Annotated in this window: 1 tRNA gene; it reads left to right on the top strand. The window is 47.9% G+C overall.

The window, feature by feature from the left end:
- A tRNA-Ile gene (locus tag WS42_RS15135) sits at positions 1-77 on the top strand.
- Positions 78-219: the final 142 nt, after the last annotated feature.

The raw sequence follows: 219 nt of genomic DNA on the forward strand, positions 1-219 counted from the left end.
AGTCCTATAGCTCAGTTGGTTAGAGCGCTACACTGATAATGTAGAGGTCGGCAGTTCAACTCTGCCTGGGACTACCAAGCTCAAGAACGAGGAACAGCGAAAGCTGAAAGCTAAAAGCTAAAAAACGATATTCTTGAACAACCTCTTGGGGGATTAGCTCAGCTGGCTAGAGCATCTGCCTTGCACGCAGAGGGTCAACGGTTCGAATCCGTTATTCTC

It is taken from the genome of Odoribacter sp. N54.MGS-14, from assembly GCF_000980295.1.
Classification (GTDB): domain Bacteria; phylum Bacteroidota; class Bacteroidia; order Bacteroidales; family Marinifilaceae; genus Odoribacter; species Odoribacter splanchnicus.